At 46.2% G+C, this 22,905-nt stretch carries 22 protein-coding genes; 7 read left to right on the top strand and 15 right to left on the bottom strand.

The window, feature by feature from the left end; translation table 11 throughout:
- Positions 1 to 157 precede the first annotated feature (157 nt).
- On the bottom strand, positions 158 to 1,369 hold the full coding sequence (locus VIC_RS17870; RefSeq protein WP_006961500.1) for an MFS transporter: 1,212 nt from the start codon (positions 1,367 to 1,369) through the stop codon (positions 158 to 160).
- A gap of 90 nt (positions 1,370 to 1,459) precedes the next feature.
- On the opposite strand from VIC_RS17870, the gene VIC_RS17875 reads away from it, so the two are divergent.
- On the top strand, positions 1,460 to 3,160 hold the full coding sequence (locus VIC_RS17875; RefSeq protein ID WP_006961501.1) for an ABC transporter substrate-binding protein: 1,701 nt from the start codon (positions 1,460 to 1,462) through the stop codon (positions 3,158 to 3,160).
- Here VIC_RS17875 and VIC_RS17880 read toward each other — a convergent pair.
- Together VIC_RS17880 and VIC_RS17885 are read right to left on the bottom strand one after the other, a co-directional pair.
- A complete protein-coding gene (locus tag VIC_RS17880) occupies positions 3,138 to 4,118 on the bottom strand; it encodes a ribonuclease Z (protein ID WP_006961502.1) in 981 nt (326 codons plus the stop codon). The two genes, VIC_RS17875 and VIC_RS17880, sit on opposite strands and share 23 nt — an antisense overlap.
- Before the next feature lie 8 nt (positions 4,119 to 4,126).
- The gene (locus VIC_RS17885; protein WP_006961503.1) at positions 4,127 to 5,002 is read right to left on the bottom strand and encodes a LysR substrate-binding domain-containing protein; all 876 of its coding nucleotides are present in this window, start codon (positions 5,000 to 5,002) and stop codon (positions 4,127 to 4,129) included.
- 157 nt (positions 5,003 to 5,159) lie between these two features.
- Between VIC_RS17885 and hisC the strand changes: the two genes are divergently transcribed.
- Positions 5,160 to 6,278: a histidinol-phosphate transaminase gene (hisC, locus tag VIC_RS17890; RefSeq protein WP_006961504.1), complete on the top strand. Its 1,119-nt coding sequence runs from the start codon at positions 5,160 to 5,162 to the stop codon at positions 6,276 to 6,278.
- Positions 6,262 to 7,035 (top strand): ABC transporter substrate-binding protein, encoded by a 774-nt coding sequence (locus VIC_RS17895; protein WP_006961505.1) that lies wholly within the window; start codon positions 6,262 to 6,264, stop codon positions 7,033 to 7,035. Before hisC ends, VIC_RS17895 begins: the two co-directional genes overlap by 17 nt.
- Before the next feature lie 30 nt (positions 7,036 to 7,065).
- Here the strand turns inward: VIC_RS17895 and VIC_RS17900 are convergent, their stop codons facing one another.
- The 10 genes from VIC_RS17900 to VIC_RS17940 all read right to left on the bottom strand — a co-directional run bounded on the left by VIC_RS17900 (position 7,066) and on the right by VIC_RS17940 (position 15,207).
- On the bottom strand, positions 7,066 to 7,836 hold the full coding sequence (locus VIC_RS17900) for a substrate-binding periplasmic protein (RefSeq protein ID WP_229628988.1): 771 nt from the start codon (positions 7,834 to 7,836) through the stop codon (positions 7,066 to 7,068).
- Positions 7,837 to 8,094: 258 nt separating this feature from the next.
- A complete protein-coding gene (locus VIC_RS17905; RefSeq protein WP_006961507.1) occupies positions 8,095 to 8,520 on the bottom strand; it encodes a YccF domain-containing protein in 426 nt (141 codons plus the stop codon).
- A 28-nt stretch (positions 8,521 to 8,548) separates the two neighbouring features.
- Complete coding sequence (locus VIC_RS17910) at positions 8,549 to 8,842, bottom strand: antibiotic biosynthesis monooxygenase family protein (protein WP_006961508.1); 294 nt, start codon at positions 8,840 to 8,842, stop codon at positions 8,549 to 8,551.
- 40 nt (positions 8,843 to 8,882) lie between these two features.
- Positions 8,883 to 9,611 (bottom strand): sulfite exporter TauE/SafE family protein, encoded by a 729-nt coding sequence (locus VIC_RS17915; protein ID WP_006961509.1) that lies wholly within the window; start codon positions 9,609 to 9,611, stop codon positions 8,883 to 8,885.
- Between the two features lie 112 nt (positions 9,612 to 9,723).
- Positions 9,724 to 11,268 carry a cryptochrome/photolyase family protein gene (locus VIC_RS17920; RefSeq protein WP_006961510.1) on the bottom strand — a complete coding sequence of 515 codons (1,545 nt, stop codon included), beginning with the start codon at positions 11,266 to 11,268 and terminating at the stop codon, positions 9,724 to 9,726.
- Position 11,269: 1 nt separating this feature from the next.
- Positions 11,270 to 12,592 (bottom strand): DASH family cryptochrome, encoded by a 1,323-nt coding sequence (locus VIC_RS17925; protein WP_006961511.1) that lies wholly within the window; start codon positions 12,590 to 12,592, stop codon positions 11,270 to 11,272.
- 75 nt (positions 12,593 to 12,667) lie between these two features.
- On the bottom strand, positions 12,668 to 13,885 hold the full coding sequence (locus VIC_RS17930; protein ID WP_006961512.1) for an MFS transporter: 1,218 nt from the start codon (positions 13,883 to 13,885) through the stop codon (positions 12,668 to 12,670).
- A 9-nt stretch (positions 13,886 to 13,894) separates the two neighbouring features.
- Positions 13,895 to 14,077 carry a hypothetical protein gene (locus VIC_RS26365; RefSeq protein ID WP_006961513.1) on the bottom strand — a complete coding sequence of 61 codons (183 nt, stop codon included), beginning with the start codon at positions 14,075 to 14,077 and terminating at the stop codon, positions 13,895 to 13,897.
- 123 nt (positions 14,078 to 14,200) lie between these two features.
- Positions 14,201 to 14,803: a glutathione S-transferase N-terminal domain-containing protein gene (locus tag VIC_RS17935; protein ID WP_039952172.1), complete on the bottom strand. Its 603-nt coding sequence runs from the start codon at positions 14,801 to 14,803 to the stop codon at positions 14,201 to 14,203.
- A complete protein-coding gene (locus VIC_RS17940; protein ID WP_006961515.1) occupies positions 14,794 to 15,207 on the bottom strand; it encodes a rhodanese-like domain-containing protein in 414 nt (137 codons plus the stop codon). The genes VIC_RS17935 and VIC_RS17940 overlap by 10 nt, the downstream gene beginning before the upstream one ends.
- A 121-nt stretch (positions 15,208 to 15,328) precedes the next feature.
- Here VIC_RS17940 and VIC_RS17945 point away from each other — a divergent pair, with 121 nt between their 5' ends.
- Positions 15,329 to 16,267 carry a helix-turn-helix domain-containing protein gene (locus VIC_RS17945; RefSeq protein WP_006961516.1) on the top strand — a complete coding sequence of 313 codons (939 nt, stop codon included), beginning with the start codon at positions 15,329 to 15,331 and terminating at the stop codon, positions 16,265 to 16,267.
- Between the two features lie 109 nt (positions 16,268 to 16,376).
- On the top strand, positions 16,377 to 17,906 hold the full coding sequence (norR, locus tag VIC_RS17950; protein ID WP_039952174.1) for a nitric oxide reductase transcriptional regulator NorR: 1,530 nt from the start codon (positions 16,377 to 16,379) through the stop codon (positions 17,904 to 17,906).
- Between the two features lie 260 nt (positions 17,907 to 18,166).
- On the opposite strand, the gene VIC_RS17955 is transcribed toward norR, so the two are convergent.
- Positions 18,167 to 18,649, bottom strand: coding sequence for a chorismate--pyruvate lyase family protein (locus VIC_RS17955; protein ID WP_006961518.1), 483 nt, complete (start codon positions 18,647 to 18,649; stop codon positions 18,167 to 18,169).
- Positions 18,646 to 19,812: an MFS transporter gene (locus tag VIC_RS17960; protein WP_006961519.1), complete on the bottom strand. Its 1,167-nt coding sequence runs from the start codon at positions 19,810 to 19,812 to the stop codon at positions 18,646 to 18,648. Before VIC_RS17960 ends, VIC_RS17955 begins: the two co-directional genes overlap by 4 nt.
- A 146-nt stretch (positions 19,813 to 19,958) precedes the next feature.
- On the opposite strand from VIC_RS17960, the gene VIC_RS17965 reads away from it, so the two are divergent.
- Together VIC_RS17965 and VIC_RS17970 are read left to right on the top strand one after the other, a co-directional pair.
- A complete protein-coding gene (locus tag VIC_RS17965; RefSeq protein WP_006961520.1) occupies positions 19,959 to 20,867 on the top strand; it encodes a LysR family transcriptional regulator in 909 nt (302 codons plus the stop codon).
- 118 nt (positions 20,868 to 20,985) lie between these two features.
- Positions 20,986 to 22,833, top strand: coding sequence for a M3 family metallopeptidase (locus VIC_RS17970; RefSeq protein WP_006961521.1), 1,848 nt, complete (start codon positions 20,986 to 20,988; stop codon positions 22,831 to 22,833).
- Positions 22,834 to 22,905: the final 72 nt, after the last annotated feature.

Consider the following 22,905-nt stretch of genomic DNA (forward strand, 5'->3'; position numbering starts at 1 on the left):
GTTAATTATTGAATGCAGTAGGAGATTAAACGACAAACCATCATAAAGGGATAATTATTTGAATATTAATCTCATTAAAAATAAATGAGTAAAATAATATTTATAAGCACGTAAATAGCATACTGCATTCAAAATATAAACCACACAACAATGATGATTATTGAATAAATCGAACTCGGCTGAATAATAAGATTAGTGCGACCAAGAGCTGAAGTATAAAGCATGAAACGAACACCGCTTGCTCACCAAAGCTAGCAACCATATACCCTGACGCTGCTAAACCAAACGGCATGAGCAACTTAAACAACGAACCCGTAATTCCCGTTAGCCTGCCGAGGCATTGCTCATCGAACGCTTCCTGGCGGTAACTCCAGATGCAGATCGAGCTGTATAAGCCAATGGCAGAGATCCACAAGAAGGCAAAGACCAGACTCCACACTCCGGGAAGCACCAGAGGAATGAGGAAACCAAACGCCTCCAACGCAATTGAGGCAATCAATAACTGGCCTAAACCAAACTTGGTACGTATTTTATCTGCGGTAAATGAACCCAATAAGCCACCCACACCCGAAGCGGCAATCAAGTAGCTCACTTCAACTGAATTCAGACTGAGAGTGGATTTCGCATAGAAAATCGACTGAATCCAGAATATTGCACCTGTAGTGTTAATTACCATCACGGCCAAGGTGATGTACCACATATTGGTTTCAGCACGCAGTATCGCCCACCCTTCCGCCAATGCTTTTAGCACGGGGGGATGCGATTTCGGCTCTGGTTTCACTAAAGCTAACTTTTCCAGTTGCCAATAGGCCAGCACCAGCATCGCTGCCACTCCAAGAAAGACATTATGAATCGCTGACAAGAGCATCAACGCACCAGAAAGTACCGGTCCAACCGTTTCCATAAAACTACTCAGCGAACTCATGCGCGCAATAGCAGTATTTTGCAGTTCATGAGGAATACCGTTTTTCATCATCGCCATGCGTGCATTGTGATAACCGTAATTACACGCCATCATGAAAAACGCCGACGGAAAAAGAACCCAGAGCGGGTTATCCAACCATTCCACCGCAAAATAACAACTCAATACCATCAGCAACTGGCCTAACAACATCATTTGAGACCAGCGCTTTTTGTCGACTCTATCGACCCATACACCAATAAACAGCGCCAGCAATAAATTAGGTAGGAATTCAACTGCTCGCATCCAGCCCATCATCTGAGACGACTGAGTCAATTCATACACCAACAAAGGCAATGCCAAATTATAAATCTGGGCACTAAACGCCACGAACAATGCGCTGGAAAAGAGCACCACAAACGATCTATTTTTCCACACTGAATTTTGAGGGTGAGATAACGTCTCCATCGAATAATCCTTTCTTCCTGATAAGAATCCACTATTATCCGAATCAAAAGATGAAGAAAAATAGAAATAAGAAAAAGGAATTTCACCTTTATGCGTTACTGGAAATCCCTCGCGTTCTGCCGTGATAATCTGCAGTTTGAGCAGTGGCGGCCAATGTCCTTGGATAATTTCAGCCAATCACTGGACTGCACAAGACGCAATGCCCAATTGCTCATTAAGCGATTGATTAAAGAACGCTTCCTGGAGTGGCAGCCGGGGGTAGGCCGAGGTAATTTACCCAATGCAAAGCTATTGAAGTGCCCAAACGAACGATTGGAGCAACAAGCTTTTCGTCTATTAGAAGAAGGAAAAGTCGCGCAGGCTCTATTGCTGGTCAAGGATTCACATCGTGATAATTTTTTGGAAAACTATCTCGCTCAGTTTCAGCCGAAAGATGCGTCAAAACATATACTAAAGATCCCTTTCTACCGCGGCACCCATTGCCTAGATCCCGTTCTGATCACGCGGCGAACAGAAATCCACCTTGCAAGCTATCTGTATGCCAATCTGCTTACCATCAATACCGATCATCTCGGCATACAAGCTGATCTGGCACACTCATGGAAACTGAGCGGCCATACACTTGAAGTAACATTACGCAAAGGGCTTAAATTTCAAGACGGCAGTCCTTTGCTCGCTCAAGATATCAAAGCTCACTTTGAACGATTAATGAACTCAGACGCTAGCTGCAAAGCTCTGTTTGAATGTATCGATGACGTCGCCGTAATCAATGACCTATCTATTCACTTTGTCAGCAATTCAATGTCGAGTCTACTGCCTAAGCTGCTGATACACTCTGCCATGGGTATCACCAAAACAAGCAAAGGTGCGATAGTCGGAACTGGCCCATTCTGCTTAGAAGAGCAATCTGAGTGGCGAACACTAATGACCATTAACCCGCACTATCACGGATTCAGACCTTGGATAGACGGTATTGAGATCTGGAACATTGGTGATAAAGCTAAAAACTTTGACCTAAACAGTCATGTCGTACATGGCAGCCACATACGTGAAGGACACGCATCTGGCTTCCGTGCACAAAATCAATGGGAGGAAGGTTGTGTCTACGCAACATTCAACGTGAATCGTAATGGCTGGATGACCAAACGAGCTCACCGGGCTGCGCTGCAAGAGGTTTTATCTCATATGGGCGCGCCGCAATCGCAACAGTGCGAAGCGCTCGCTGGAGCGAGCGGCATGATGTCTTCTCCCGAGTCACTCAGACCATCAGCGTTAGATTTAATTGTAGAATATATTCGTTCGCTCCCTAAGCCGGAAGCGCCTCTCTCTGTCGTCACCTACCAACTTGCAACCCATATAGAAACCGCTCAGCTAGTTGTCGAATCGCTAGAAAAGTTAGGTATAGATGCCAAACTGACCGTTCATGAATACCCCGTGTTTGACCAACTCAGCACCTTATCTCAAGCGGATGTCATCATTTGTGGCGAAGTATTCGGTGAAGATACTGAAATGTCTTGGTTAGGCTGGTTATTTAACACCAGTGCTCTTACCGCCTGCCTGACCAATAAAGAGCAACATTGGATCAAGCAGAAATGTACTCAAGCAATGGCACAACCTAAGCTAGCTGCGAGACTCAAACAGTTTGAAAAGATTGAGAAAAGCTTAATCAGAAATGGCATTTATCAACCACTCTTTCATGTAGAGCAGGACCTCAATATCTCAGACACCGTGACAGCGCCTGCACTGCTTGCCAACGGTTGGATAGACTTCAATCAGGTGGTGATGAAATAGGTGGATCGACTAACGTCACTTTACCCTGTTTGTCGATTCGATAGCGCAGTAAGTCTTGTGCAAGGAATAAGTTGCCAGAGTATACCTGCTCAGCCTCTGAGCGAATAATCTCGACTGACAGCTCTGCTTCAGGGTGAAGCTGATAACGTGGGCTGAAATGGGTGAGAATCAAGTTAGGGATACCAGCGACTTCGGCAAACTCCGCAACCAACTTTCCGTAGCTATGGCCAAACTCTTTCGCCTGTTTGGCGAAAGCTTCGGCATAAGTCGACTCATGTACCAGCAAATGGCACTCTTCACATAAGTGCTTGAGCAACTCAGGATCGGCATTGTCACCGGCGATAACAAGCTTTCTCGGCCCGTGTTCCAAATAAGTGAACTCTTCGCTGATCAGCGTTTTGCCTTCATGTTCGACATTTTGCCCTTTGACTAATTGCCCCCATAGCGGGCCTCGAGGAACACCTTGCTGTGCCAGCTTGTCAAAATCTAGATAGGCTTTAATCGTACTTTCCGTAAAACAATAGGCGAAGGAAGGCACGCGATGCTCTAATTCACACAATGAAATGGTGAATTGGCCGATCGTCATTGAGGGTAAAGATTCAGCAGAGACAAACTGAAGATCGTAAGGCAGGTGAAGCTTAGTAAATTGCATTGTCGCTTCAAGCCACTCTCGAATTCCTTTCGGCGCAATAATGATTAATGGGTCTGAACGACGATTCATACCAGCGCTGGCAAGTAATCCCGGTAAACCGTAGCAATGATCACCATGTAAGTGAGTAATGAAAATCGCCTTAAGGTAATTGAGAGACAAAGGCGTATGCAGCAATTGGTGTTGGGTGGCTTCACCACAATCAACCAGAAACCAGCCTTTGCCCTTGCTTTCCATTACAGCCGTTGCAGAGACATTTCTGGCTTTGGTTGGAGTCCCTGATGACGTCCCTAATACACAGATTTCCATAACTTACCTTATTGTTGCTCCAGCCAGTCAGATAACGCTTTGACCGATTCATTCGGCTCTTGATTGGCCGAAAGCAAAAAGTAACTATTGCCAGATCGGATACGTTTATCAAACGGGCAGAGCAAGCGATTTGACTTTATGTCCTGCTCCGCCAAGGTCACGTCCCCCACTGTCATCCCAAACCCCTGTTGAGCCGCGTTCATGGCCTGATCTAACGTAGCAAACGTCTGATTCCCTTTCCCTTTAAGTGTAGATTCGTCACAACTGTTGCACCAAAGCATCCAGTCAGATTGCTCTGGGTTTGCATGTAACCAAGTAAAGCGATTAACCAAATTGTCGTGTATAGATTCATCTGGCTCAACGAATTGTGACCACAGCTGAGGAGAACAAACGGGCGCAAGAATTTCGTCAAACAACAAGGTTTGGGAAACCTGCTTACTTCGCACTGGCTTACCATAAACGATCACCATATCAAAACTATCAAAGTCCGGATGAAACTGGTGCTTAGTGGTTGAAGTCAGTTCTACATTCACTTCAGGGTTGGCTTGCTGAAAATTAGCTAAGCGCGCCAGTAACCAAGTGGTAATACAACTTGGTGCCAGCAGTTTCACACGGTTGGCACTTTCGGACACTTCTCTCACCGATCTTTGTAAGCGCTTGATGATGTCCTGCGCGAGTGGAATGAACATACTCCCTTCAGGCGTCAGGGCAAGCCCTCGAGCGCGGCGATAAAACAAGCTCACTCCCATCAAAGATTCGAGAGACTGAATCTGCCGACTTACCGCGCCTTGCGTCATGTTGAGCGACTCGGCGGCATGGGTCAGGTTAAGGTATTCGGCGGTTGCCAAGAATGCCTGTAAGTTTTTCGTCGAAGGTAAGCGCATCATTACCACCATACTAGCTATGCATTTTTTGCATAGCTAGTATGCCTTTATTTCGATTCTACTCAAATAGGTTTTTGACTACATTTTTATCAAATAAGAAATTCTAGTTATTAATTTGATTTCTATTCGATTAATTATGCAGTAAAGGAATATTGAAATGGCGTCACTGGCAGACAAGATTGCACCAGATAACATAAAAAAATTAATACCTTATCAATCCGCACGGCGACTTGGAGGTTCTGGTCGACTATGGCTCAACGCCAACGAGTTAGAGCAACCACTGCATTTCAGTGACCAACAAAATGCTTACCATCGTTACCCTGACTTTTTGCCTCAGGACATCGCTTCTGCTTATCAGGATTACTGCCACACCCAAAAGCCCGTTCTCGCAGTGAGAGGCGCTGATGAAGCGATTGACCTTCTCGTGCGCACTTTCTGCCAACCGGGTAAAAGCCGTATCGCTATCTGTAGCCCTACGTATGCGATGTATGAATTTTGTGCTGATTCACTTGCCGTTGAAACCATTGACGTCCCTTTGCTTGCGCCGGATTTTGCTCTGGATGTGGACGGTGTTGTGAAAGCGGCAGAGTCGGCAAACTTGGTGTTTCTTTGCTCACCCAATAACCCGACAGGCCAGATGCTTAGTCGACAAGATGTGCTATCTGTTCTCGATCAAACACAAGATCAGGCTTTGGTTGTTGTGGACGAGGCATACATTGAGTTTGAACTTGAAAAAAGCGTTGTCAGCTTAATCGAGCAATACCCTAATCTAGTTGTTATTCGTACTCTCTCTAAAGCCTTTGGCCTTGCGGCAGTGCGCTGTGGCTTCATCATCGCTGATACATCCGTCATGAACTACCTATATAAAATGGTTCCCCCTTACCCAATGCCAGACAGTTCAGCCGAGATCGTGTTAAACGCACTGAGCCCAGAAGGGTTGGCCAAAGTGACACAAAGTACCCAACAGTTGATCGCCACTAAAAATTGGTTTGTTGACCAGATCCAGTCATTAAGCTGGATTGAAAAGGTCTACCCTTCTTCCACCAACTTCGTGCTGATTCGCACTCGACCGGATGTCGATCTGTTCAACTACTTGCTTAAAGCTGGAATTGTCACCCGCAATCAATCACATGAACCGAGCCTGAAACACTGCGTGAGAATCACGATTGGCTCACAAGAATCTATGCAGGAAGTCGCTACCATCATTAGCCACTTCGCTGACCCAGTATCAACGAAAAACGAAGATAAGGATTTCGAACATGAAAAAAGTGCTTAGTGTCATTGCTTGTACTGCTACCCTTCTGTCTACACCCACTTTTGCAAAGCAAGTACGTCTGGCATCTGACTTCACTTACCCGCCGTTTAACTACAAAGATCAGAGCGGCAACCCAACGGGATTCGACATTGAAATTGCCGACGCGCTGTGTGCTGAAGCCAAACTGGACTGTACTTGGGTCGCCCAAAATTGGGACTCGCTCATTCCGAGCCTACTGGCACGAAAGTCAGATGTCATCATGGCTTCGATGCGCATTACGGAAGAGCGTAAAAAGCGTGTACTGTTTACCAACAAGTATTACCAGACTCCGGCTCGTTTTGTCACAGCGACGGACGCTAAGGTCGACATTTCAGCACAAGGGATGAAAGACAAAGTTATCGGTGTTCAAGGTGGCACAATTCACGATCGCTACGTAACGGACAAGTTCGGTGACGTCGCAGAGATCAAACGTTATACCGGTCAAGATGAAGTCTACATTGATATGGTAAACGGTCGCTTGGATCTGACTTTTGGTAATTCAGATCAGCTAGCCTTAGCGTTTCTGGCCAAAGACATTGGTCAGGGGTTCAAGTTTGTCGGTCAACCTGTTACCGACAAAGCTTACATAGGTGAGGGAACAGCGTTAGCATTACGTCAGAATGACAAAGCATTGGCTGAGAAATTCAATAAAGCCATTGTCGCCATTCGCGCCAACGGTACGTATGACAAGATTGCGAAAAAGTACTTCTCTTTTGACATCTACGGCGAAGAGCTGTAAATCCATTCGGGCCTGTCTTCAGGCCCTTTTTTATCGCTTAGCCGCCTGTTTTCGATAACGAAGCATCACCGCGCTATCCGGCTGATAAGCGTCAATCAAAGCCGCCAGCTTCCCTTGTTTTTTCAACGTTTCAAAGCTGTGGCTTAAAGCGCTCACCACCTCTGGTGATGTTTGTTTCCCCGTAACTAACCACAGCGCTTTGCACAATTGCTTTACTTTCATTACTTCGACAAAGTTATCGGGATCAAAGCCATATTGTTCCATACGATAGGGGTAACTGACCGTTACTAAAGGTGCGTAGTCGACCCGATTCGCACGCAGCAAACGAATCGCATCTTTACCGTAGTTAACAGGGATAATCCGCTGAAAGCCCAGAGACTCGATCAACTCTTCAAATGAACCCTCGGTTTGTGCACCAAAACGATAGCCTTTGAGCGCCTGCAGCTCATCCGTTTCTAATTTAGGCCCAGTAATATGACGATAGATCCCGACTTCATAGGGAGAGACTTCACCAATCCAATGAAATTTATCCTCTCTCACGGGCGTACGCGATACAGAGAAGAACAAGGCGTTCGCGCGATTCTGCGTAATTCGCATTGCCCGTTTCCACGGAGTGAAGTGCACCTGATGAACTTCCATCGGCAGGGATTGAGCAGCGTCTTGTACCACAGCTTCGACAAACTTGACCACATAACCTTCTGCCACACCATCTACTTCCACCTGTAGCGGCGGAAATTCCTGAGTGTAGAGTTCCAGTTCCACGGGATGGGGATGCGCGTCACTGGCAGTGGATACGATCAAGCTTGACGCGCAGAGGAAGGTTTTTATCTTTGTTATCCAGCGCAGCATTGAGTGTTTATTCTATTTTTATAGCAGCAAATTTAGCGAACTACTATAAATGACAATTATGTCGGGTCAATGCCATACAGGTCCAATTTGTCGGATGACACTGTCTCTTTTATTAGAGGAGATATAAGAATTTCTCGCTAGTCTTTTCGAACTAGGCTGAAGTTGCTTAATAATTGACGGACAAAAGAAAAGCCCCAATTGGGGCTTTCATTATTTAGAATATCTTGCCATTGCCGCTTGCTCTTTAGGCACCACGGTTTTACCAATAGGAGCCAGCGAGATGTACGCCAGTTTGAGGTGCTGAATAGCAAATGGAATACCAATAATGGTCACAAAACACGCCACCGCTGACAGGATGTGGCCTATCGCTAACCAGATACCTGCAAACACAAACCAAATGACGTTGCCGACCAAACCGAGCGGGCTGGTTCCAATATCCATTTCATTGGTCAGCTCATCTCGAGCAATCGCTTCCTGACCAAATGGGAAGAAGGAAAAATTCCCCATTACAAAACAGGCACGTCCCCATGGAATACCCACGATGCTGATGAAAGCCAGCAGACCGAAGAACCACCACATCAGGCCCATCACAACGCCACCGAGCAAAAACCAAATTATATTACCTATCGTTCTCATAACCTGTTGTTTCTCCTTTTAGAAAACCTTAACCGAACACACTCTCATAGTGTTCTACGGTCGGGAATGGATCATAAAAATGATGTAAAAGTGCTTTCCATTCCTGGTACTCAGCAGATTGTCTGAATCCGATTTCATGGTCTTCCAATGTTTGCCAGTTCACTAGCAAAATATAGCGCCCCGGATTTTCCATACAGCGTTGCAACTGATGTGAAACATAGCCTTTCATACTTGAGATGATGGCCTGAGCTTTTGCAAAGTTTTGCTCAAACTCTTTCTCCATATCCGGCTTCACATCCAAGATTGCGACTTCTAGTATCATGGTTTTTCCTTAACCTAAGATGAACATCAATAAAAATAACTTATATTAAGCCCTGCCAGACTGCCGTCGCACCACTGACGGTACACAGCATCAATGCTCCAAGACGAATCTTCTCTTTGGGTAGAGATTGAGTCGTTGCTAAAGCGAGTTTATAACCCAACCACGCAGCAGGAAGAAGAGGAATACTGATCCACAGATGATGTGTCGTCAAAAAGCCCGCAGGCATTTGGATAATCAATGAAATGATTGAGCTGAACACAAAAAAGGCCGACAAATTGCCTCTCAACTGATTCGCTTCCTGATGTTGTAACAACAAGGCCATCGGCGGTCCACCTATACCTGAACTTGTGCCGAAAAAGCCAGAAAAGAAACCGGCAACGCCCATGCGGGTTGGTGTCGGTTCAATACGAAAAGGAAGTAAGCTCACTGCGACAGCAAACAGCACCAATAGACCAAGCCAGAGTGCCAACAAGTCGGTAGATACCATCACCAATAGCACGCCTCCCGCTATAGAGCCAGGGACACGGCCAATCAACGCCATCTTAAGCCCACCAATCTCTACGCTATCACGGTGCTTCAAAGCATTCAGAATTGAGATATAGAGCGCTACCAAGCAGATAGGGGCGGGAACATAATCTGGCGAGACAAGAAACAGTAGAGGCGCGGCAACAATCGCTAAGCCAAAACCGATCGCTGTCTGTACGAACGAGCCAAGGAAAATCAGGAAAGCAGCAAGCAATGCCTCTGTCGTTATCCATTCAGCAAACATATAAAGAAAGACCGTTGGGAACAAAGGTCTTCATCATAATCTAATTTGTTCTCAAGCGGTCCCAAAAATACCTTCTGGCACGTTTTTATTTTCCACCACGCTAGAGATTGAATTACAAGGCTTCAATATGCTCCAAATAATACTCTGCCTTTTGCAAAATCTCACTTTGTGCATGGTCATCAAGATTGTCCCAAGATCGATAAATAACGCCAATACGTGGGTTCTGCGTTAGCATTTCTCTGTGTTTATGCATGAAGCGCCAATACAAGCTATTCAACGGGCATGCGTTGTCCTGCGTTTTTTCACTATGGTTATAATGGCACCTTTTGCAGTAGTCACTCATTCGATTGATGTACGAGCCACTCGCAGCATAAGGTTTAGTTCCCACAATGCCTCCATCCGCGAACAGAGCCATACCTCGGGTGTTAGGCATTTCTACCCATTCAATCGCATCCACATAGATACCGAGATACCATTCATCAACCTGGGCTGGATCAATCTCTGTTAACAAACAAAAGTTGCCCGTCACCATGAGTCTTTGAATATGATGCGCATAGGCAAAATCCAACGACTGCCCGATGGCTTCCTTCATACATGCCATCTTCGTCTCTCCAGACCAAAAATACTCAGGCAAGTGGCGTTTAGCGTCGAAGTGGTTGTGCTCAGCATAATCTGGCATATTGGCCCAATACACGCCTCGGATGTATTCCCTCCAACCGAGTATTTGACGTATAAAGCCTTCTGCCTGAGAAATATCAATGTCTGGGTTTGACTCATACGCTGACAACGCACTATCAATGACTTCGAGAGGGTGAAGCATTTTGCTGTTTAAGGCGAAGGACAATCGACTATGGTAAAGCGACCATTTTGATTCATGCGCCTGCGTCATTGCATCTTGAAACCGACCAAAGTTAGGTAGGCATACGGAGCAAAAGTGGGCAAGCAATGTCAGACTTTGATTGCGGTTAATCGGCCATAACAACGGGCCTTCAAGTTGCCCTATGGTGCTGATATTGTGCCGCTCAAGCGACGCTCTTATCTCGGTGACATCATTACCAAACATTAGAGGGGTCGGCAAACGATCTATATCCGCTGCTTTGAGTTTGTTGCGATTGTTCGCATCGTAATTCCACTTTCCACCTTTAGGTTTTCCATCATCCATTAAGATGCTGAAATTTTTTCGCATTTTACGATAGAAGTGCTCCATCATAATGTGCTTTCCTTGAGGAAAGTGCTGCTCAATCTGCTCAAAAGGAAGAAGGAAGTGTTCACACTCTGTACGTTGAATACGGCAGCCTTGTATCTCTATTTCATCGAGGAGCGTTGCTAAACGAAACTCATCTGGTCTTTGATACTCGAACACTGTTGCACCAAACTTTTTGACATAGTGATGAACGAGTTGCGAGACATCAGAAAATTCCAAAGTTTGGTCCAGATTGAGATGCAACACTTCGTGCCCATCTTGCTGAAGCTCATGCGCAAAGGCCTGCATTGCAGCGAAAAATGCACACACCTTTTGTATGTGATGCCTAACATAAGTTGCCTCTGGATGGAGCTCTGCAATCAAGTACAACACTGATTTGTCTGACTCTTTAAACCAAGAGTGACGCATATTGAGCTGATCGCCGAGAATAAGGCGGATAGTGTTAAACGTCATCTTACTCATCCCCTTTTAAACAAGAGAGTGGCCAGTCGACCATATCAACATGATCACTTGGTATAATCACTTTGTTTCCATGCCACCGCTCTATGAAAACCTTATCTGGATCGTACATTTCCGTTTGTTTCGCTAAATTAAAACGACGAGAATCTCTAGGATCCGCACCCACGCCCGCCAAATATTGCCAGTTCCCCCAGTTCGAAGCGACATCATAATCAACGAGTTGAGTCTCGAAGTAGGCGGCCCCGTAGCGCCAATCCAAACCAAGTTCATGAATCAAACAACTTGCTACGAGCTGCCTGCCTCTATTGGACATGTAGCCCGTCGCTTTAAGCTGATTCATGCAAGCATTGACGATTGGGTATTGAGTTTCACCATGCTTCCATTGCTGAAAACGGTAGCTGTAAAAACTTGTCAATGGTGTAGCATCTTTCAAGCCGGAAAACTTAAACAGACGTCTTCCCCATAGTTTTCCGTACCAATGGAAATACTCACGCCACAACAGCTCAAAGAAAATCCAGTATGTTGAGTCATTTGCCCCCTCCCTCTGCTCATACTCTTGAAGCAATACAAAGATCCTCTTCGGACTCAGGCATCCTACGGCTAGCCACGGAGAAAACTTAGTAGAAAAGTCAAAACCATCAAGCTCGTTGCGAGTTTGTTTGTAGTGACTTGCTAAAGATGTAGCAAAGTAACCTGAACAGTGAGCAAGCCCTAAAGTTTCTCCGCCAGCGAATAGCTGACACGATACCTCTTCCATGTTTAATGTGCTGATTACCTGCGCAGGTGGTTCTGGCAATGCAGACAGGCTTGAATCTACACCGATAGGAAGGTGCTCGACTTGCTTTCTGAATTGAGTAAAAGTGCTTGGCAATTCACCTAACGTAAAAGGGAGAAGGCGTTGGCTGAAGAGTGTGTTAACTGGCTCTTGAATGCAGGTGAGATCCGAGTGTAGCTGAGACAACCTATCGACTACGCTTTGCTCATTGACACCGGAAAAAAGATCACAGTAAAAATGCGTGACGCCGTAATCTTGGATAAAACGATTGAGAACATCCAGGGGACGGTCATCAAAAACGAGCAATTTCTGGCCCATGTTTTCGAGAGACTGCGATAAACAGGCCACGGATTGTTGCAGAAATGCCAATCTCTCAGAGCCTAAACTCTGCTCTTGTGAATAACGAACCAGATATCTGTCCATTTGAGGCAAGCAATAGACGCAAAGCAGGCTGTCAACTTCGCAACTCGCCTGCCATAGCAATGGGTTATCTTGGATGCGAAGATCGCAAGTGAACCAGTAAAGACCAACTTTTTGTTTCAAGTCTCAGCTCCTGACTTTTCTCTTTCACGTTAGTACGTGAAAAACAGGAACTAAGACTTGTGGCGAATAAATTTATTACGCTACTGCAAAGCGTCGAACAGGCTTGTCGTTGATTGGTAGGTGAATAATCACCGCAGCAAACGCGAGAACAACCGTCGACCACCAAATGGGCTCATAAGAACCGTAGTAATCGTAAATACGGCCACCAGCCCAAGCGCCTAAGAAGCTACCGACCTGATGTGTGAAAAAGACCAGCCCATAAAGCGTCGACAGATACTTAGCACCAAAGATCTGCCTCACTAAGCCAGACGTCAATGGCACCGTACCTAGCCAACAAAAACCAATGGCCGCACCAAATATCGCCGCTGTATGCTCTGTGACTGGCAACGTCACAAATGCGCCAATCACCATGGTACGCATCAGATACAGAGCCGACATCACATGGCGTTTGCTGAATTTATCACCCATCACTCCCCAAAAGTAAGAGCCGAAGATATTGAAAACCCCGACGTAGGCGAGTGCCATCGCAGCCGTTGATGCTGGTAACTGTTTGTCTGCTAAATAGCTAGGTAGGTGCGTCGCAATGAACATCACATGGAAGCCGCAAACGAAGAAACCAAGATGGATCAGCCAATAGCCTCTATGAGAAAACGCCTCTCTTAACGCCTGCTTAAGCGTTAAATGATCTTCCTTTGTTTCACTGACAGAGTTTCCTTGGCTGGCCGTTGTTTTCGGCGCTCGCATAAACAATGCAAATGCAATCATTGTTGAGCAGAGAATAGCGAAGCTCTGTAATGCCCCTTGCCACCCCAAATCACTCAGCAGCATCTGCGCTCCGGGAATCGTAGCAAACATACCAAAGGAGCCTGCAGCAGTGGTCAAGCCAAACGCTTTTGCTGCGTGCTCCGCAGGGACAACTTTAGCAACAGCACCAAGGACAATGACATAGCTGGTTGCGCTCAGGCCCAAACCAACGAGAACACCAAGTGTCCAATAAAGTGTTGAAGGTTCGACAGCGATAGAGGTCAAATACAGGCCGACGCCATACGCGATAGCACCTGCAATGATGATGCGTTTAGCACCAAACCGGTCGGCAGCCATACCGACAAACGGCTGAAAGACACCAAACAACAAATTTTGCAGCGCAATAGCAAAGCTGAAAAATTCACGTCCTGTGTGAAAGTAATCGGAAACTGGCATCATGAAGATGCCAAATGATTGCCTGATACCCAGGCAGATAACCAGAATGGCGATGCCTAACCAGACCATTGCTGGAAAACGGAAAATGCTCATGAACTTACCCTAATGATGGTGATGATGAGAATGGTCACCGGACATATCGTGGCTTTGCTGGTGGCAACCGCTATTGATGGCCTGCTCGGCTAACAATTCCATAAGACGTGGGGACTGATGAACGGCCAACAGAGTTAGGCAAAGCAATACAGTCATTCTCACAAGCTGAGCAAAAAGTGATTGAGAAAACATGATTCATAGTCTCAGCAAGAAAATAAAGAGCGCGAAGTGTATTGAGCCTCTCGTTATGACTCAAATGACATTTTCACAATGACTCTATGCATGTTAGTCATAGAGTCATTGTAAATTCCTCAATCACCCGTTACGCCACTCTGTGGCGGCTTCAATCGCACTGGTCAATCCGTGCCACTCAAGCAAGCTTCTTTGGTAGTCCGCCGCTTTGCCTTGAAGAGAAAGGCCGTAACTCTCAAGCCGGTAAGCTAATATCGCATAGAAGGCGTCAACCATGGTTGGCTCATCGTACATAAACGGCAACCGAGCCTTGACAAAAATGGTGTTGATACGCGTAAGATCAGAGGACAGTTCTTGCATAGGAAGTGGGTCAACATCCGGTTTATCCAGAGTAAACGAACAATACGTTCTCAATGCAACAAAGCCTGAGTGCATTTCACTGCATAAACTCCGTGCTTCTGCTCGTTGAGACTCGCTTTGAGGTAACAATTTCCCTCCCGATAGCTCGTTTAAATACTCACTAATAGCAAGCGAATCATGGATTACACAGTTGTTATCCGTAGTGAGTGCTGGTACGAGCCCTGTCGGAGACATCAGTTTAAGCTGTTCTTTCGCCTCAGGTTTCGTTAGATCGATCACCTGAGTTTCCATCTCTATTCCAGCAATATAAGCACATATCCAAGCGCGCAAAGACCACGTAGAATCTGTTCCAACAATTAAACGCATGTTTCAACCTCCTGTTTAACCAGCTCAAACCCTTCATCAAGCCAGCCAGTGACTCCCCCAATCATTTTTTTCACAGATCTACCAAGTTTTGCCAAACGAATCGCCGCCTTCTCGGTGCCATTACAGTGTGGCCCCGCACAATACACCACAAACTGTGCATCTGGTGGAAAGGCACTCAGGCCCTTTTCATTCAACCTCGGGTGAGGAATGTTAATCGCTCCCTTCACGTGTCCTTGCGCAAACAGCTCTTCTCCTCTGACATCAAGCAACACAAAATCCATACGATCATTGCTGATGGCATGATGAACATCCCAGCAGTCTGTCTCAAACTCCAATAGCCGACTGAAATGCGCCAACGCGCGCTCACTACTGGCGGCTGGAACTCTAGTTACTGCACTTGTCATAACGTCTCCTTGTTTGTCTTTTGAATCATTATTGCGTTGAAATGAGCAACTCAACACTGGCCTAAAAGTCAATATTCGATAATAATCAGCCAAAGACTATTGCTCACTAACGAGTTTCCAGATGATCAAAGTTGCCATTCTTGCCCACTCTCACATCACCTTGTTTGAAATGTCCTGCGCTGCGGAACTGTTTGCCTTGCCTCGACCAGAGTTCGATCCTTGGTATGACTGCGAGATCATTAATATGGAGAATAAAGATTTTGACAGCACAGGCGGTGTTACTCTCAGGACGAAATTCGTAGAGAGTTTAAAGAGTTACCACACATTGATCATTCCCGGCTGGCCGACTGGAGACTACGCGATTCCTCCCCTGATTCAGCGCGAGATTCGTCAGTTTGTCGCTGATGGTAAACGCGTTTTGTCGCTCTGTTCAGGCTCTTTTTTACTTGGGAAACTCGGACTGCTTAAAGGACGTAAAGCCACCACACACTGGATGTATGAAAACGCATTTCGTGAGCAGTTCCCCGATGTCGAATACCAGAAAGATGTACTTTACGTATTGGACGGGCAGATTGGGTGTTCGGCCGGAAGTGCATCTGCTCTCGACCTTGGTCTGGCGATTATCCGTCACGATTATGGCTATCAGATTGCCAATCAGGTCGCGAAAAGGCTGGTCATATCTTCCCACCGAACAGGCGGACAAGCGCAGTTTGTTGAAACACCCATGCTCAAAGTTCCGGGCACATTTTCACAAGCTATCGCCTGGGCGTCTGCGAATCTGGATAAAGCAATCACTGTCGAAGACTGGGCTCAACAAGCCAGCATGTCTCGACGTACTTTTGATCGTAAATTTCGCGCCAGTTTCAGCCTTTCCCCTAAAGAATGGCTAATCCAACAGCGCATCGAAAGGGCAAAAGGGTTGCTGGAAACCGAGTCCCTACCAATCGAACAATTGGCTAACCAAGCAGGGTTTGATAACGCCGTCACCATGCGCCATCATTTTCGCCGCTTGGTGGGCGTTTCACCGCAGAAGTACAGAGCGCAGTTTGGTCAAAACTGAGAGAGAAATTGACCTTAATCAAACGTATGGCGTTTCTATCCTTTGTGACGATGTGAAAACGACAACGCGCTGATAGCATGGCTGACGTCGTTCACTACCGAAGTCAGCTATGGATGCAAAAATGAATCAGGTGCTATTGGAAATAGCCCTCAACCTGAGCTCTAACCTCAACAGCGAAGCCCAGTATCAGCATTTGATTGATGGTATTGATCGGGTATTTCCATGCGATGCCAGCGCACTATTCATTTTGGATCAGGATGGATTTCTCACCCCCGTTGCGGTGAAAGGCTTGTCCACCAGCGTCCTCGGTCGACGGTTCTTTCCTCAAGCGCACCCGAGGCTGGAAGCAATCATGGCAAGCAAGCAACCGGTTCGGTTTAGCGCCGATTGTGATCTACCTGATCCCTTTAGTGGTGTACTACTCAGTGAAGAAGCTGAGCTAGATGTGCATGACTGCCTCGGTTGCAGCTTATACGTGGATGGGCAACTGGTCGGCATACTGACTCTTGATTCTCTCAACATCGGCGCGTTTGATGCCATAGAGCCAATGACCATTGAGACATTCGCAGCACTGGCGGCTGCCACGTTACGCAATATTGGCCAAATTAAAGCGCTCAAAGCCCAAAATCGCAAACAGCGCTCTGTCACCCAAACCCTGATTCAGCAAGCTCGCTCAAAACAGGGTGAGATGGTCGGTCTTAGCCCTCAAATTCAACAGCTTAGAACCAATATTGCCACCGTCGCTCAATCAGATTATGCCGTTCTAATCACAGGTGAAACGGGTGTAGGGAAAGAGTTAGTGGCTCACAGTGTCCATGCGCAATCAAGCCGCCGAGACAAACCAATGATTTACGTCAACTGCGCCGCTTTACCCGAAGGCTTGGCAGAAAGTGAGCTATTCGGCCATGTCAAAGGGGCATTCACCGGTGCCAACAGCTCACGAGCAGGTAAATTCGAGCTGGCCGATGGTGGTACCATTTTTCTTGATGAATTGGGAGAGCTACCTTTAGTTCTGCAAGCAAAACTGCTGCGTGTGATTCAGCAAGGTGAGCTGCAGCGTGTCGGTAGTGACAAGCATTTACTGGTCAATGTAAGAATTATTGCTGCGACGAACCGTTTACTTGAAAATGAAGTCGAGCAAGGGCAATTTCGCGCCGACTTATTCCACCGTCTAAATGTGTTCCCGATTTCCGTTCCAGCGCTACGTAAGCGCGAGGGTGATATTCCTGTTCTTGCAGGCTATCTTCTGGAAAAAGTCCGTAGCCAGTTCAACATCCCTAACTTGCATTTACACCCCAAAGCCTTGGTGCTTTTGGAAAAACAGAACTGGCCCGGTAATGTACGAGAACTGGAACATACACTAACCCGCGCAGCGTTAAGAGCCATTCAGGAGCAACAGCAGATTATTCACCTCAATCACTTTGACGGCGGTTTTGAGAATACGGATGTAAAAAGCACATCACACTACCTGCCGCAAAGTAGCCAAGGAATGAGAGATCTCGTCGAATCTTACCAGAAAGACCTCATTGTTCACGCACTGAAAAAATCGAACCGTACTTGGTCTAAAGCGGCGGAGTTTCTACAAATGGATCGCGGCAATTTATACCGAATGGGGAAAAAGCTAGGCGTTGAAGCCTAAGTTCAATAACACATAGGTAGGCCCGCAGGCCTACCTGATCTCTCACAATCGTCTAACAAGACTAAGCCAAAGAAAATGTCGCCTCCGAACAGCCCCCTTTCTGGTGTGACTGTCTTAGTTTTTCCTTGAGATAAACAATGAGTTCATCAACAGCTACCTGAGTAATTGTCCCCTCCTCACGACATTTTATCGCTAGACTGTTTTCAGTTAGCTCTTTGTCTCTCACTGTAAGCACATATTTCAGCCACGTTGTTGAAGTTTCAATCTCCCAACGACTGAGTTGTATCGATCATTTTCAGTGCCTGCTGATAGAACACTTCGATCAAAACCAGAATCGAGTCATGCTCTTGCCATGTAAACCTTGAGATACGACCTTGGTTTTGAATGAGTCCACACTGCTTCGAATATTCAATTGTAGGAAGTGAACACTCAATAAATTGATAAGGGCTACGCTTAACCGATTGATAGGAGAAAAGCAGTTGCTCTCCCAATGATTGACCTTCCAAGCCGCAATACGCAGCGACTGTCTTTTCATGTTTAGAAAACAAAGTTGATTTGGCCCAAACCAAAGGCAAAGCGCCATCACACAGTATCACTTCCCGAGTGTAAATCGGGCTTTGACTGACCACACGTAACGGTTGAATCAGGAAATCTTCACTCGCAGAACGCAAAATCTGTGTCAGTGAGCCCAAGTCTTTCATTGCTTGAGGCACACCTGCTGAGTCAATCACGCGGAAATTCATGCCACTTCCTCCACAACCGTCTCTCTGAGGTCAGGGACGAACTTGAAGCACAATAGGCTTACCACACCAATTAAACTACCCAGCAATAGGAAAAAACGCTCTGTACCAAACAGGTTTTGCAAATCGAGCACGAAGGCGCTCAACGCCTGCCCCAGAAAATAGAACATCACAAAACCGCTCAGCACGGATGTTCTCAGCGCTGGTATGCTCGTCTGAATAATCAGGTGAGTGAGCACTGGCAGCAATAATCCAAACCCAATACCTGTGCTGACTAATACTATGTACGCGCGCCAATCATATTGTGTTTGCGACAACGCCCAAAATGAGGTGGTGAAACACATGAGACAAAGTGCCATGACAAGTTTCTCACCATAGTTGATGACGCCATGTCTAAAGAAATACGCTACGAAGGCTGACAACAGACTCATCGCCCCCATCGCCAACCCCGTTTCAGAGCTGTTGAAACTTTGAGACGTTTTCAATAGATAAGGTAAGCCAAGCAATACTAGGTAGTATGACAACATACCCACACACCCAAGTAGATAAAACGGCAAAACCGACCTAAAGCCCAACCAGCCCAGTTTAGGCCGAAATTGAGTACGCACTTTTTTACTTGAGGGAATTCCTTTTAACGACAGTGCGAGTGTCAGCAAAGCAATCAGGTAAATAGTAAAAGGCAGTCGCCAATGCAAAGAGGCTAACCAACCGCTGGCAACGACAAAAGCAATCCCTCCAAGGTTTACCGCAATGGCCTGTTGAGAGATGAAATGCACTCTTTCCTGACCTGAAAAGTAGTCGCTAATCAACTGGTTGATAACCGTCATGCAGATGACGATACTTGCCCCGAAAATGACTCTTCCAACAAGCAACGCTGCTAATGAATCCAGCCACAAGCCACTACTACCCGCGACTCCATAAAATCCAAGCCCTAACATTAAGCTTTTCTTCTCCCCCAAGTGGTCAATCATACGACTCACAAATGGCGCAAAGCCAATGACCGCAATGGAGGGAAGCGTCATTAACAGTGAAACGCCGAACGGGTCATCAAACACATGGTTTAGTTCAGTCAAAGACGGCGCAATCGCAGCATTGGCCATGACGAGTAAGCTGCTACCAAGTAGTAAACAGGCTCGGGTTAAGTTAGGAACTGATGAGGTTTTCATTATTGGCCTTAAGTAGGGCTGACATAGGCCAAAGGTTAGAAGTTTTCACTCAAGCCAAATAGCGCAAAATTGGCAACACAGCGTTGCTTTGGATATAGGTTTCAATGTGTTATTAAAGAATCAAATTGAGAGAGAAAGCAGATAGTATGGACTGGAACCTAAACGATCTTCCGATATTTATTGCCGTCACAGAAACTGGCAGCGTTTCAAAAGCAGCAAAAAGGCTTGGCAATCAAAAATCCAGTGTCAGCCGAGCCATAAACAGATTGGAAGAGTCGTTGAATATTAAACTGCTTGAGAGAAACAGCCGACATCTGAACCTGACCTCAGACGGAGAACAGCTATACAATCAACTTAAGCCGCTGATGCAGAACCTGTCTGCAATCAAAGAGCAAGTTCCATCGCAAAGTCTATGCGGCACTCTCCGCATCGCCACTACGTTCGCCTTTTCTCGGGAAATATTGTCACCTAACCTTAAGGCCTTCACCGAACGTTACCCCGATATACAGCTATCTATTCGCAGCATGTCGCACCGTGCTCACTTACTGGAAGACAAACTTGATCTCGCGATTCAGCTCGGTGATTTAGCCCCTTCTGGTTTTTATGCCAAAAGGCTCACTGTTGTGAAATTACTCTGGTTCTGCACACCTGAATACTTGCTGGCGAATCCAGAGCTCCAATCGGCTACGTTGGAGACTTTGCAACAGCACGTCAGTTTTTATCACGAGCAGGAGAATAACCAGTCGGTGCTGTACTCAACAATGACTGATGGCAGTAAACAAACCATAGAATTTAAACATGCCAACCAACTGGATGATGTTCTTCTGGTGCGAGATATGGTCGCATCTGGTAGTGGCGTTTCCCTGCTACCTGACATTTACTGCCGTCAATTATGTCGTGACGGCAAGCTAGTGCAAATCGCCCATGAACTTAACGTTTTACCGCATGTGAATATTTCAGCCGTTTACGCTAGCAAAACCACTCATTCTCCTCGTTTAAAAGCCATGCTCAACTTTATGGAGGAAATCACCGCACAGTACGTTGGCGAGTGTTAAACGTAAACTCGCTCAGAGCTCGGTATTGAGAAAACATCAAAAACGCCACGTATGTAACTAATTTCATTATATAAGTCATGCCATAATAGTGCTTCACACCACCATTTTATGGACTGAAATGACTGCAACTCAATACCTCAAAGATCTTAACCAGCGTTACCTAGACGTTCATCGTACCAAAGAAGATTTGTTCTGGGACACCTACATGGGGATCAGTAACGAACATGATCGTTTTGCCACTGCGCAAACCGCATGGACTCACTTCCTGAGTAATGCCGATCAGATTTCTGACATCGAACAACAGCTCAGCACGCTCAATGAAATAGCCGACTTAGAAAAGCGTAAACAAACTCAGATAGGGCTTGAAGGCTGGCTAGCCACTTTCCGCTCACACGCTATCGAAGGAGATAAAGCTCAGGCACTCAAGACAGAACTGATAGCATTTGAAACGGAACTATTTGAGAAAAAACAAAATCATGCACTGGTTTACGTCAACGAAGAAGGAGAACAAGTTGACGCCTCTTTACCAGCACTACGCTCAACCATAATGGCAAACGATAATGAAGCCGTGCGCCAGTCAGCACATCAAACATTGTTAGATCTTGAGCAATGGTTACTTGGCAATGGCTTTATCGATTTAGTCAAACTGCGTAACCAGTTTGCCCGCTCGTTGGGGTACGATAATTTCTTCGATTACTCAGTACTGAAAAACGAAAAAATGACCACCACTGAGTTGTTTACCATTCTGGATGATTTCGAGCAGCGGACCAGACAAGTTAATCTCACCAGCTTAGATAAACTCGCCAGTGAGAAAGGCCAAAATGCGCTCACAGGTTACAACTTCAATTACTCTTTTTCTGGCGATTCGATGCGTGAGTTGGATCCATACGTTCCGTTTTCCAAGTCACTCAGACGCTGGGTAGAATCTTTTGGCCGGCTGAACATTGATTACTCTGGTGCAGAACTCACTCTGGACTTGCTGGATCGTCAAGGTAAATACCAAAACGGTTTTTGCCACGGCCCGATACCTTCGTTTTATGACGACGGGCGATGGATAGCAGCCAAGGTCAATTTCACCAGTAACGCAAAGCCTGATCAGATCGGCAGCGGTTATGATGGCATCAACACCCTTTTCCATGAAGGGGGACATGCCGCCCACTTTGCTAACGTCAAGATGAACTCACCTTGTTTTTCTCAGGAGTTTGCACCGACGTCCATGGCTTATGCCGAAACTCAATCCATGTTCTGTGACAGCCTGCTGAATGATGCTGACTGGCTGAAACAATACGCTCTGGATGCGAATGGAAATCCAGTTCCAGACGAGCTCATTCAATCGATGATCAATAGCAGCCAGCCGTTTAAAGCGTATCAGGAACGTAGCATTTTGGTGGTGCCTTACTTTGAGCGAGCCTTGTATCAGCTTAGCGATGAGGAACTGACGGCAGAACACATTACAGCATTGGCTCGTCAGTGTGAAAAGCAGATTCTGGGACTAGAATGCAGCCCTCGCCCATTGATGGCGATTCCTCATTTACTTTCTGACGAAGCGTCCTGTGCTTATCACGGTTACTTGCTTGCCAACATGGCCGTCTATCAGACACGCGCTTACTTCCTCAACAGGTTTGGGTACCTGACTGACAACCCTGAAATTGGCCCTTTGCTGGCAGAGCATTATTGGCGTGCAGGCAATCACTTGTCTCACAATGACACCATCAAGAGTCTGACGGGGGAAGGCTTCAATGCCAAATATCTTGCCGAGGCATGTAGCCTCACCGCCGAGCAAACGTGGGAAATTCAGAAACAAAAGATTACTGATTTAAACTCCCGTGAACGACCCGATGCCGCACCGTTGAATGCAAAGATCAGTATTGTTGATGGTGCTGATTGCTTAGCTGACAACGCTACATCCGATGAGCTGATGTGCAAGCAGTTTGAAGACTACATAGCAAAAACGTACGGCTGTTAATCTTCTCTATGAGCCAGATTCAGGTCTGGCTCATCTCCCATTTAATGGAATTGATGTTAAAAGCACATCGCG

It is taken from the genome of Vibrio coralliilyticus ATCC BAA-450, from assembly GCF_000176135.1.
In the GTDB taxonomy this organism is placed as follows: domain Bacteria; phylum Pseudomonadota; class Gammaproteobacteria; order Enterobacterales; family Vibrionaceae; genus Vibrio; species Vibrio coralliilyticus.

Bases quoted from the DNA above. Each gene is read 5' to 3' on its own strand.
- VIC_RS17920 (WP_006961510.1), bottom strand. From the start codon at position 11,268: ATGACGTTTAACACTATCCGCCTTATTCTCGGCGATCAGCTCAATATG.
- VIC_RS17955 (WP_006961518.1), bottom strand. From the start codon at position 18,649: ATGAATTTCCGCGTGATTGACTCAGCAGGTGTGCCTCAAGCAATGAAA.
- VIC_RS17885 (WP_006961503.1), bottom strand. From the start codon at position 5,002: ATGCGCTTACCTTCGACGAAAAACTTACAGGCATTCTTGGCAACCGCC.
- VIC_RS17930 (WP_006961512.1), bottom strand. From the start codon at position 13,885: ATGAGCATTTTCCGTTTTCCAGCAATGGTCTGGTTAGGCATCGCCATT.
- VIC_RS17945 (WP_006961516.1), top strand. From the start codon at position 15,329: ATGATCAAAGTTGCCATTCTTGCCCACTCTCACATCACCTTGTTTGAA.
- VIC_RS26365 (WP_006961513.1), bottom strand. From the start codon at position 14,077: ATGTTTTCTCAATCACTTTTTGCTCAGCTTGTGAGAATGACTGTATTG.
- VIC_RS17895 (WP_006961505.1), top strand. From the start codon at position 6,262: ATGAAAAAAGTGCTTAGTGTCATTGCTTGTACTGCTACCCTTCTGTCT.
- VIC_RS17870 (WP_006961500.1), bottom strand. From the start codon at position 1,369: ATGGAGACGTTATCTCACCCTCAAAATTCAGTGTGGAAAAATAGATCG.
- VIC_RS17935 (WP_039952172.1), bottom strand. From the start codon at position 14,803: ATGCGTTTAATTGTTGGAACAGATTCTACGTGGTCTTTGCGCGCTTGG.
- VIC_RS17880 (WP_006961502.1), bottom strand. From the start codon at position 4,118: ATGGAAATCTGTGTATTAGGGACGTCATCAGGGACTCCAACCAAAGCC.
- VIC_RS17915 (WP_006961509.1), bottom strand. From the start codon at position 9,611: ATGTTTGCTGAATGGATAACGACAGAGGCATTGCTTGCTGCTTTCCTG.
- VIC_RS17940 (WP_006961515.1), bottom strand. From the start codon at position 15,207: ATGACAAGTGCAGTAACTAGAGTTCCAGCCGCCAGTAGTGAGCGCGCG.
- VIC_RS17875 (WP_006961501.1), top strand. From the start codon at position 1,460: ATGCGTTACTGGAAATCCCTCGCGTTCTGCCGTGATAATCTGCAGTTT.
- VIC_RS17905 (WP_006961507.1), bottom strand. From the start codon at position 8,520: ATGAGAACGATAGGTAATATAATTTGGTTTTTGCTCGGTGGCGTTGTG.
- hisC (WP_006961504.1), top strand. From the start codon at position 5,160: ATGGCGTCACTGGCAGACAAGATTGCACCAGATAACATAAAAAAATTA.
- VIC_RS17970 (WP_006961521.1), top strand. From the start codon at position 20,986: ATGACTGCAACTCAATACCTCAAAGATCTTAACCAGCGTTACCTAGAC.
- VIC_RS17910 (WP_006961508.1), bottom strand. From the start codon at position 8,842: ATGATACTAGAAGTCGCAATCTTGGATGTGAAGCCGGATATGGAGAAA.
- norR (WP_039952174.1), top strand. From the start codon at position 16,377: ATGGATGCAAAAATGAATCAGGTGCTATTGGAAATAGCCCTCAACCTG.
- VIC_RS17960 (WP_006961519.1), bottom strand. From the start codon at position 19,812: ATGAAAACCTCATCAGTTCCTAACTTAACCCGAGCCTGTTTACTACTT.
- VIC_RS17965 (WP_006961520.1), top strand. From the start codon at position 19,959: ATGGACTGGAACCTAAACGATCTTCCGATATTTATTGCCGTCACAGAA.